Origin of the sequence: Limosilactobacillus sp. (assembly GCF_051873075.1) — a bacterium.
GTDB lineage: Bacteria > Bacillota > Bacilli > Lactobacillales > Lactobacillaceae > Limosilactobacillus.
In genome coordinates, this window is the sequence record NZ_JBJEEM010000027.1 from 47,250 (window position 1) to 56,896 (window position 9,647).

The 9,647-nt window shown below is 48.5% G+C and carries 11 protein-coding genes, 1 tRNA gene and 1 other annotated feature; of the genes, 2 read left to right on the top strand and 10 right to left on the bottom strand.

The features are described 5' to 3' along the window. Positions 1 to 34: 34 nt before the first annotated feature. From rpmA to ACI31J_RS03550, 4 genes are all read right to left on the bottom strand, one after another. Complete coding sequence (gene rpmA / locus ACI31J_RS03535) at positions 35 to 316, bottom strand: 50S ribosomal protein L27 (RefSeq protein WP_057806106.1); 282 nt, start codon at positions 314 to 316, stop codon at positions 35 to 37. A gap of 23 nt (positions 317 to 339) precedes the next feature. Continuing rightward, positions 340 to 663 carry a ribosomal-processing cysteine protease Prp gene (locus tag ACI31J_RS03540; RefSeq protein WP_439773063.1) on the bottom strand — a complete coding sequence of 108 codons (324 nt, stop codon included), beginning with the start codon at positions 661 to 663 and terminating at the stop codon, positions 340 to 342. A 15-nt stretch (positions 664 to 678) separates the two neighbouring features. Beyond that, positions 679 to 987 (bottom strand): 50S ribosomal protein L21, encoded by a 309-nt coding sequence (gene rplU / locus ACI31J_RS03545; protein ID WP_320610478.1) that lies wholly within the window; start codon positions 985 to 987, stop codon positions 679 to 681. A gap of 13 nt (positions 988 to 1,000) precedes the next feature. After that, positions 1,001 to 1,070, bottom strand: a sequence feature (ribosomal protein L21 leader region). Between the two features lie 110 nt (positions 1,071 to 1,180). Beyond that, entirely contained in the window at positions 1,181 to 1,825 is a 645-nt protein-coding gene (locus ACI31J_RS03550; RefSeq protein ID WP_439773064.1) for a TetR/AcrR family transcriptional regulator, read from the bottom strand. Between the two features lie 186 nt (positions 1,826 to 2,011). Between ACI31J_RS03550 and ACI31J_RS03555 the strand changes: the two genes are divergently transcribed. Next, positions 2,012 to 2,085, top strand: a tRNA-Arg gene (locus ACI31J_RS03555). A gap of 388 nt (positions 2,086 to 2,473) precedes the next feature. On the opposite strand, the gene ACI31J_RS03560 is transcribed toward ACI31J_RS03555, so the two are convergent. The 3 genes from ACI31J_RS03560 to ACI31J_RS03570 are packed head-to-tail and all read right to left on the bottom strand — an operon-like array spanning position 2,474 to position 4,964. Continuing rightward, positions 2,474 to 3,001, bottom strand: a complete 528-nt coding sequence (locus ACI31J_RS03560; protein ID WP_439773065.1) for a hypothetical protein — start codon at positions 2,999 to 3,001, stop codon at positions 2,474 to 2,476. Continuing rightward, positions 3,002 to 4,081 carry a hypothetical protein gene (locus ACI31J_RS03565; protein WP_439773066.1) on the bottom strand — a complete coding sequence of 360 codons (1,080 nt, stop codon included), beginning with the start codon at positions 4,079 to 4,081 and terminating at the stop codon, positions 3,002 to 3,004. Beyond that, a complete protein-coding gene (locus ACI31J_RS03570) occupies positions 4,068 to 4,964 on the bottom strand; it encodes an exonuclease SbcC (protein WP_439773067.1) in 897 nt (298 codons plus the stop codon). The genes ACI31J_RS03565 and ACI31J_RS03570 overlap by 14 nt, the downstream gene beginning before the upstream one ends. 204 nt (positions 4,965 to 5,168) lie before the next feature. On the opposite strand from ACI31J_RS03570, the gene ACI31J_RS03575 reads away from it, so the two are divergent. After that, positions 5,169 to 5,294, top strand: coding sequence for a hypothetical protein (locus ACI31J_RS03575; protein ID WP_263851276.1), 126 nt, complete (start codon positions 5,169 to 5,171; stop codon positions 5,292 to 5,294). A 61-nt stretch (positions 5,295 to 5,355) separates the two neighbouring features. Here ACI31J_RS03575 and ACI31J_RS03580 read toward each other — a convergent pair whose 3' ends face one another. The 3 genes from ACI31J_RS03580 to glnA form a co-directional block, all read right to left on the bottom strand. Further along, positions 5,356 to 6,531, bottom strand: a complete 1,176-nt coding sequence (locus ACI31J_RS03580; protein ID WP_439773068.1) for an aminotransferase class I/II-fold pyridoxal phosphate-dependent enzyme — start codon at positions 6,529 to 6,531, stop codon at positions 5,356 to 5,358. A gap of 132 nt (positions 6,532 to 6,663) precedes the next feature. Beyond that, on the bottom strand, positions 6,664 to 8,166 hold the full coding sequence (gltX, locus tag ACI31J_RS03585) for a glutamate--tRNA ligase (RefSeq protein ID WP_439773069.1): 1,503 nt from the start codon (positions 8,164 to 8,166) through the stop codon (positions 6,664 to 6,666). A gap of 164 nt (positions 8,167 to 8,330) precedes the next feature. Beyond that, positions 8,331 to 9,647: type I glutamate--ammonia ligase (gene glnA, locus ACI31J_RS03590; RefSeq protein ID WP_439773070.1), on the bottom strand; the 1,317-nt coding region annotated here is incomplete at its 5' end.

The following is a 9,647-nucleotide window of genomic DNA, read 5'->3' on the forward strand; positions in this document are numbered from 1 at the left end:
AAAAAACACCACACGAGGCGGTGCTTTTTATATATTATTCGGCAACTGGGTAAACAGATACCTTCCGCTTGCTGCGGCCCATACGTTCAAACTTAACAACGCCGGCAACCTTAGCGTAAAGAGTATCATCGCCACCACGGCCCACGTTTTCACCTGGGTTGATGTGCGTACCACGTTGACGGTAGATGATTGAACCAGCAGTAACTACTGAACCATCAGCAGCCTTGGTCCCGAGACGACGACCAGCTGAGTTCCGACCGTTAGCAGTGGAACCACCCCCCTTGTGGTGGGAGAAGAATTGCAAATCCATAATCATAGTTGTTCACCTCCAGCAAAAGATTAATTTAACATTTTAACTTCAATGTTATCTGGGTAACTCTCCTGAATGTCCAACAGACCGTTCAGGAGGGTCTCCAACAGGAGCTGACTATCGTGGTCACTCCTGAGACCAGTGACCTTTAAGAAGCCACCGTTGTCATTGTCACTCTCAATTACTGGATGAGCATGAACTAACTTGTCCAAGCCGTTGATCACTGAGATTGACAATGCCGAAACCGCCGCACAGACGATATCCTGACCATAGGGGCCAGCATCGGCGTGGCCGGTAATCTGAAATGCGGTGATCCGCTGATCCGAATCTAAATTAAAATTGGCCCGAATCATTGTCTCACCTCCGCATTAAGCATTAATCTTGTTGATCGTAACCTTAGTGTATGGTTGACGGTGACCTTGCTTAGTGTGGGTGTGCTTCTTTGGCTTGTACTTGAAGGTAACAACCTTCTTTTCCTTGCCTTGCTTTTCAACAGTACCTTCAACAGCAGCACCATCAACAAATGGCGTACCGATCTTGGTATCGTCGCCGCTGACCAGGACAACCTTGTCAAAGGTTACCTTGTCACCCTGCTTAGCATCAAGCTTTTCAACAAAGATTGACTTACCTTCTTCAACCTTGTATTGCTTGCCACCAGTAACAATAATTGCGTACATATTGTGCACCTCCTTAGTATCTAAGACTCGCCGAATCAAGCAGCAAATGCTTTAAACTTGATAGCGCGCGGTTGTAGTTGTTGGTTCACAAATACAACGTTTGTATGATAGCAAATTTTCACCCTAACGTCAATGAAAAATTCCAAAAAGAAAGCAGCCGTCGTGATGGCGGCCGCCAAACAACTTCGTAGGGTCAAATCTCTTCAACAACGGAATCCTTTTCACCACTAAAGAAGCCCACAAGCGATGCCCCGTCGCTGTTTAATTGGTTAAGCATCTTGGTAGTACTCAAGGCCATGTAACGAGAGGTGTAAATCAAGCCATCCTCAAGCCAATGACTGACTAAGCCAAGAAATGCTGAACAGATGAAGGAAATCTGCAAATTTAAAGGAACCTCAAGCTGTTTTTGATTATCAGTAATAACGTTGCCATAAGTGGTTAAGTAGTTGGCTAAGCGGTTATAGAATCGCTCGTAGAAACCATTATTGTTTTCATCATTCAAAAGAACATCAAAAATATCGGCATTCTTTTCGATATACTGAAACGCCTTCTGCAGAGAAATCACCTGCACCGTTCGCTCTTTTGACAAGCTAAATTTCTCATTATTCACCATCACCTGTGCAAAGAAATCATCGAGAATGTCCTTCATCGCGGACTCAATAAAATCCTGCTTGTCGCGGTAGTGAAGATAGAAAGTTCCGCGGGTGATGTTGGCAGTTTCGGTAATCTTCTGCACGCTGATGTTTTCAATCTTGTAACGACGCATCAGATAAACAAGAGCCTTGCGTAGACTGTTGCGAGTCTTGATTACGCGCGGATCTGTTTTATTAACAGCCATAAATCATCATCCCTTCAGTGATAAGCTTAAGTTCCCCCTTACTTCTATACTTCTACCAATGCTTAGTATAATGCATATGTAAGCGCTTTGTCAAACGAGACTAATGTTCATTCTAACAAAAAATTTATGACAAGATAAGACATTGTTGACACAACCGTGTCGAAGATTATATACTTAATGCTGTCTGGAACGGTAGCTCAACTGGATAGAGCATCGGTCTTCTAAACCGAGGGTTGCGGGTTCGACCCCCGCTCGTTCCATTTTAAGTGTTGATATACCAACGTTGATAGTTGTTTTGTGTATAGAATAAAGGGCACCTCAAGTAGTTTGAGATGCCCTTTATTTTGGTTCCGCAAGGCTAACCGTGTCCCAATTAGTTAAGATTTTCCTTTAATTGTTACAAAATGATTGCAAAATTAGCAAAAAGTAACAATAATGTTATATAGAAGATTAATTGGGGTGATTAATTATGTTGCCATTATTGATTATTGTATTAATTCTTGCCGGAGCAGTCATCGGTAATGTCGTTTCAAACAACCGGGTTCCCGGGAAGCACAGTGCGGCGGCTCGTGATCGCGAGGCATAACCTTAATATTTCACCTTCAACAAAAGGAGTCCTAAGACCATTCGTCCTAGGGCTCCTTTTCATTAATCCTCTTCGTATTGCTTAGCAACTTTCGCCAACAGTTCCAGGTATGCCTGCTGGAGGTCAGCCGGCTGGTAGCCAAAGTCGACAATCCCCATCTTTAACAAGAGGTGCCAAGCATGGCGAAAGTCTTCCTGGCGGTGACTGTAGTAGGCCCCGTTCAAGAAGTGCTTAATTGCCAGGTACTCCTTATTCAAGTCGGCCAGCTTCGTCGATTGCTGAGCCGTGGTGACCCGTTGCCACTGGTCATCATCCATCACAACCAGGTGAGTCCACTGCTTCTTCGCACTGAATAGCAACAGGAGGGCCAGGCTCTTCAGATAGCTCGTGCGGGCCAGTGCTGGATCCTCTGACCCCTGCTCGAGGACATCTGCCCACCCCGCTGCCTGGGCAAAGTTAGCCAGTTGATAATCCAGCTGAACAAAGATTGTCTGCTGCCGGGTCTCAGGACCGATCAGAAGCTCCTTGGCATCGTCAACCGTTAATTCAAGGTCAACCACCGTATGCAGCATCTTGGTAATATCTAACATTTAATCATCCTCATCGTGCTCTGTTTGCTCTGGCGTTTCTGTTTCAGCTTCCGCTGGCTCATCTACCGACTGTTCATCTGCTGGCTCAGTCGGCGCCGGTTCCTCAGGCTCATCCGGAATCGTGGTTAGGGCTTGTTCAGCCGCTTCATCCTCGTCCGGGGCGATAATCAGCTGCTCTGAACGAACCGCCAATGAATCACGGTCAGCAAGGTACCACTGACGAACCATGGTGTAGTGTAACAGAATATCAAAGAAGGACACCTGTTCACCCGGATCCTTGACCTGAAAGGCCCATTCCTGACTATAGTCATCTGGATCAAAGGATAGGTCAAATTTAATTCCCTGGTCCAGCAGCAGTTCCGCCCCGCTGTTGTGCGGCAGGTTCATCAGCATGTAATCCGTTTCGCCCGTCTTGACAAAGAGCCGATCAATCACTGTCAACTGCAGGTTAGGTTCCCGCAGCTTGAACCGCTGATCGTTGGCAGTATTCAGGATTCCCAGGTTAATCGTAAAGTCGAGGTCATTAGCCAGTTCGTTGGCAAACTCAATCAGCGGCTTGATGGCGTCACGCAATTCCAGATCACTGTGCTTCTTTAAAGCATAGACGATGAAGTAGTTCACGAGGGCCCGATTGTTAAACTGGAAGAGGCGCTGGTCCAGGTTCATGTAGAAGATCGGCTGCTGCTGGGTCTGTTCGGTGAAGGCCGCCTCCCCATTAGGGCTGACCACAAACTTAAAAATAGCGTCTTCAAGCGGGCTTACCTTGGCGATAAATTCGTGCTGACCATTCTCGTCAATCGTTACGCTGGTGACGTTGTGCATCTCCAACAGCCGGCCCATGAAGAGCATGCAGTAGTCAGCGGCCTGGTAGTGCTGTGGAAAGTCGATGAAGGCGTTGTGCAGATCCTGCTCAGTTAGCTTTTCAGCGGCCGCCAAGAGTTCTTTAGCATCGCTGGTCTGGGCTAATTGATCAAGCAGGTCAACGTATTGCTGACCGCGCGTCAAGACTTGCTTAAACGAATCCGAAAGTGCGGTAATCTTTGCAGTTGGTGAATTTTCAATCTTGTTAGTCATCTGCATTCACCCGCTTCCCAGCATCCTTGTCATCGTCCAGACTCTTAAGGTAGTCAGCGTAGAGATTGCGATTAGCCAATTCGAAGTCCTCGAAGCTTCCGAAGGCATCGATAATACTCTTTTGTTCGTAGCTCAGGATAGTATTTTCCTTGGAAAGGGCCAGGACAACCTGCTCGTTTTCCTTAATCGTCTGCGCAGCCGTCCGTGATTCGCTCTCCTGGTCTTCCAGCTTCTGCAGCTGGTCAACCAGCTCCTCCCGAGTAGCCCGGTTACGACTGGACTCGAACAAGCCAGAGTGAGAATTAATGTCTTTGAGCTCTTCTTGAAGCTGTTGACGCTTTTCTTCTCGTTCCCGCTGGTGGTCGATCAATTCTTGCAGACGGTCATTTTCACTAGAGATTTTGTTAATCCGGTCGCTGTTGTAACGCTTGTTCTTCCGCGCCAGGGCAAAGGACTTGTTTAACATCTCGTATTCGGTCTGGTCAAATGAGAAGCGCACATTCAGCACGTCCAGTTCACCGAAGCGGCGACGGTCCCACCAGTTACCGAAGTAGATCCGGTAGTGACCGGTCTGGTACTCTTCATAGTAGAAGAATGGGTAGGCCTTGCCCAGGTACTTGATCAGGTTGACACTGAGGTAGCTGCTCAGCTGGTCAGCCAAGTCGTCCACCAGGCTCATCACGCCCTCGTCGTTGGGCTGTTGCTCACGGTGCTCAATTTCCTTAGCGTAGCGTTGATTGTCTAATAATCGGTAAACGTCGCGGTCCCGGTGTTGGTCGATAGCCTGATCCAATTCCTGGAGGTACTTAACCTTGGTCTCGATCCGGTCCTTTATTTGCTGACTAACATCTACGGCCTTACTGTCTTGATTTTCACTTGCCATAAACATTTCCCCTTGTCTAAATACTAGTTTAATCTTAGCCAACTTTTAATAAATTTTAAAGAAGCAAATTGGGAATTGAGGACTTTCTTAATATTTTTATCATTCGATATTGTAATCTTTATAATTTGAATTATAATGTATGTAACAGATGTTTTACTTTCGTATGATATCTGTTGCCAACGGAGCGTTTCGAAAAGAGGCGAAGTATTTATGGCACTGAGCAAACAAGAACGTAAGGAAATGGCCCGTAAGGCTATGGAAAAACGTGGAAACAAGAAGCCTGATGGCTCTGGTTTCGCAAAGCTTGATGAAGAAGCCAAGAAACTGAGTGACTAAGCTTTTTGAAACAATCCAAATAAAAAGAGCAAGTAATTTCGATTGCCTGCTCTTTTTTTACTTATTTTTGCTGACCCTGGCAAAACCGTTCTAGCCGGTCCATCCCTTCTTTGATTTGGTCCAGCGCGGTTGCATAACTGAAGCGAAGATAACCTTCACCACCGGCACCAAAGAAGGTCCCGGCCGTCACGGCTACGTGGGCTTCCTGGGCGAGCTGGTAGATCAGCTTGGTATCATCCTGCTCCAAAAAGGATGGGATCTTAGCAAAGATGTAGAAGGCCCCCATTGGCCGGGTGCACTTGAAGCCCATCTTCTCCAGCCGGGATAACATGTAATCCCGCCGTTCGATGTACTGCCGATCCATCGCGGTGATGGCTTCCGTCCCACCGCGCAGGGCCGCCTCCGCCGCGTCCTGGGTGAAGGTTGCGACGTCCATCATGATAAAGGAATGCACCTTGAAGATCTCACTGGTGATGCTCTTAGGGGCGCAAAGGTAGCCAAGCCGCCAACCAGTCATGGCGTAGGACTTCGAGAAGCCGTTGGCGAGGATGGTCTGTTCCGGCAAGGCTTTGGCCATCGAGGCGTATTCACCATCGTAGTTGAGCTCACTGTAGATCTCATCACTGATGGCAAAGATCGGCTTCCCCTTAATCAAGGCGGCCAGGTCGTCCAGTTCTTGCTGACTGTAGGCAACCCCGGTTGGGTTGGCCGGGTTGACGAAGATGATCGCCTTGACCCGGTCGCCATACTTGTCAAGATACTTCTTCAAGAGGGCCGGGGTCAGGCGAAAGTCAGTTACCGAGGTGTCGACCTCGACCGCTTCTGCCCCGCCGATGATGGCATCGGGGCCATAGATTGAAAAGGTCGGCGTTGGTACCAGAACCACGTCACCGGGGTTGGTAACGGCGGTAATCGCCGCATAGGCCCCTTCCGTCACCCCATTGGTGATCAAAATCTCGGTCTGCGGGTCATAGTGCAGATCGTAGCGCTCAGCTAAGTTATCAGATACCGCCTGCAGGAGCCCCGTCGTGCCCCGCTGCGGAGCGTAGTGGGTTCGATTGTTTTGAATAGCACGAATCCCTGCCTGCTTAACATACTCGGGAGTGTCGAAATCTGGTTCTCCAAGAGTGAACTTGATCACATCCGGAATCTTAGAAACAAACGTTGAAAAATCAAAAAGTTTGAGTGTCGGCACATCGTTTAGCGTAGCCCGCATATGCTTGCTCATTTCAACCATTAATTATCATGTCCCTTCTTGAAAAAATGATCTTACATTATGTATAGCCTACCTGATTTGTGCAATAGTGGTCAAGCCATTTCAAAAGAAAAAGCCGGACGGTTATCCCGTCCAGCTTGTTTAGCAAATCAATTACTTGAATGCGGCGATCATCCGATCAAGCAATTCGATATCAGTCTTGCGTGAGTAAATGTCCATGATCTCATAGATCTGTGGAGCAGAGGTTGAACCGGTGAAAGCCAGGTTCAACGGGAAGTACAGGTTCCGACCCTTGATGCCGGTTTCCTTACCAACTTCCTTGATTGCTTGGCTATAGTCGAGGTCATCCCCACCGTTAGTCAGCTTATCCTTCAGACCGTTCAATACGGCAAGCACGTCGTCGTTGTTGAAGTCTTCGTTGTCAACGAGCTGATCATAGTTGAAGTGTTCGTCCAGCACGTTGTAGTAGCTCCATGCGTATTCGATCACTTCGAGCAACTTGTTAACATCCCGCTGGTGAACGTGGATCGTCTTCTTGATGATGTCGCGGCATTCATCTTCAGGAATGCTTTGCAGACGCTTAGCTTCCTCGGTCTCGCCTTCCTTAACCAGTTCCATCGTCCGGTCAGTCAGCTCATCAACAGACATCTGCTTGATGTATTGCGCGTTCATCCAGTCCAGCTTCTTCTGGTCGAAGTAGGCTGGGGCCTTGGACATCCGGTCAGGATCGTAAACCTTGATCAGTTCATCCTTGGAGTAGATTTCGCGTTCGCCCTTTGGTGACCAGCCCAGGAAGGCGATGAAGTTGAAGATGGCTTCGTGAAGGTAACCATGCCGCTTGTATTCACTGATAAACTGCAGGGTATCCTTGTCCCGCTTACTCAGCTTCTTCCGGGTCTTCGGGTTGAAGATCAGTGGAATATGACAGAAGGTTGGGTGTTCCCAGCCGAGGGCTTCGTAGATCGCAATCTGCTTTGGCGTGTTGGAGATGTGGTCGGCACCACGCAGGACGTGGGTAATGTCCATTGAGTGATCGTCGACAACCACGGCAAAGTTGTAGGTTGGCATTCCGTCACTCTTTTCAATGATGAAGTCGCCACCAAGATTATCAGAGTTGAAAGAAACGTGACCCCGGGCAATGTCGTCCCATTCGTAGTCATGGTTCTTTGGGAAGTGGAAACGAATGGTTGGCTTCAGTCCCTTAGCTTCGGCGGCCTTCTGGTCTTCTTCACTCCGGCCATACCAACGACCATCGTAGTGCGGTGCTTCCTTGTTGGCTCGTTGCCGTTCCCGCATCTCCTGCAGTTCTTCCTCGGTCGTGTAGTCCTTGTAGGCAATCCCCTTATCCAACAGTTCTTGGATGTACTTGTGGTAGATTCCCTGGGCGTTCCGTTCACTCTGCCGGTATGGGGCGTACTTTGGATTTGGCTTGTTTGGACCTTCGTCCCAGTCAATCCCTAACCAGTGCAGGTTTTCCCGCTGACTGGCTTCACCGTCTTTGACGTTCCGCTTCGTGTCGGTATCTTCAATCCGCAGTACCATCGTACCGTTGAAGTGCCGTGCGAATAAGTAATTAAACAATGCTGATTGGGCATTTCCAATATGCAGGAAACCAGTTGGACTTGGTGCATACCGAACTCTGACCTTTTGATCCATGTTATCTCGATTCTCCTTTAGTAACTAATTAGCAGCAAGAAGCCGCTATTACAACAAGTATAATTGTATCTGAATGTTCGCATTTGTCAATTGACAGCAATAAAAAGCTGAAAAGCAGCTGCAAGCGGCTGCCTTCCCAGCTTTTTACTCATAATTCAATTGAATTAGTACTTCTCCATGTACTGGTTCCGTTCCCAATCTGAGACGTGTTGACGGTAACTGTCGTATTCACGGGTCTTGGCTTCCATGAAGCTCTTGTAGAGGTGTTCACCCATGGAGCCCTTGATCACATCGTCAGCCGCCAGATCCTTCAAGGCGTTGTGTAGGGTATCAGGCAGGTTGACAATCCCCTTTTCTTGACGTTCTGCCAGGCTCATCTGGTAGATGTTTTCGTCGATATTGTGAACAGGTGGCAGGTCATTGCGCAGACCATCCAAACCGGCTTCAAGGACACTAGCAATGGCCAGATATGGGTTAGCGGATGGGTCGGCAGACCGCAGTTCCAGCCGGGTGCCCATGCCACGGTCGTTTGGAATCCGGACCAGTGGTGACCGGTTAGAAGTAGACCAGGCAACATAAACTGGTGCTTCGTAACCTGGAACCAACCGCTTGTAAGAGTTAACGATCGGGTCACAGATTGCGGTGAAGCTCCGGGCGTGCTTCATCAGACCGCCCAGGAAGTGGTAGGCAGTTTGGGAAAGCTGGTTCTTATCATCTTGATCGTAGAAGGCATTGTGGCCATCAGCGTCAAACAGGGACATGTTCAGGTGCATTCCCGAACCGTTGATCCCAGACAGCGGCTTTGGCATGAAGGTGGCGTGCAGACCGTACTTCTTAGCAATGGTCTTAACCACCAGCTTGAATGTCTGGATATTGTCGGCAGCCTCTAAGGCATCAGCGTACTTGAAGTCAACTTCGTGTTGGCCAGGAGCAACTTCGTGGTGCGCCGCCTCAACATCAAAGCCCATTTTTTCAAGGGCTAAGACGATGTCGCGCCGGCAATCTTCACCCCGGTCAGCGGGTTCCATGTCGAAGTAGTTTTCTTGGTCATTAACCTTGGTAGTTGGGTTACCATTTTCATCAAGCTTGAAAAGGAAGAATTCTGGTTCCGGTCCAATGTTGAAGTCCTTAAAACCAAGGGCCCGCATATCCTTCAGAACCCGCTTCAGGTTGTTCCGTGGATCACCGGAGAATGGAGTGCCATCAGTGTTGTGAACACTGCAGATGACCCGGGCCACCTTACCGTGTTCCGCACCCCATGGGAAAGTCAGCCAGGTTGACATGTCTGGGTACAGGTACATATCACTCTCTTCGATCCGGACGAAACCATCAATGGAGGAACCGTCGAACATGATCTTGTTATCCAACAGCTTCTCCAGTTGACTTACCGGCAGGTCAACGCTCTTGATCGTCCCCAGTAAGTCGGTGAACATTACCCGCAAGAAACGAATATCTTCATCTTTCACCATTTGACGAACTTC